The following is a 265-nucleotide window of genomic DNA, read 5'->3' on the forward strand; positions in this document are numbered from 1 at the left end:
CACCAGCGCGATCGGCGCGGCGATGATCGGCTGGTACGGCACCGCGATGCTGTGCTACGTGACGCCGAAGGAACACCTGGGCCTGCCCAACAAGCACGACGTGCGCGAAGGCCTGATGGCGTACAAGATCGCCGCGCATGCCGCCGACCTGGCGAAGGGCCACCCGGGCGCGCAGGCGCGCGACAACGCGATGAGCAAGGCGCGCTTCGAGTTCCGCTGGGAAGACCAGTTCAACCTCGGCCTGGACCCGGAGCGGGCGCGCGAG

Annotated in this window: 1 protein-coding gene; it reads left to right on the forward strand. The window is 69.8% G+C overall.

Annotated features, from left to right (window positions below):
- The coding region (locus tag HKX41_11835) for a phosphomethylpyrimidine synthase ThiC (GenBank protein ID NNC24824.1) at positions 1-265 on the forward strand (265 nt) is incomplete at both ends.

Source organism: Salifodinibacter halophilus, from assembly GCA_012999515.1.
Lineage (GTDB): Bacteria > Pseudomonadota > Gammaproteobacteria > Nevskiales > Salinisphaeraceae > Salifodinibacter > Salifodinibacter halophilus.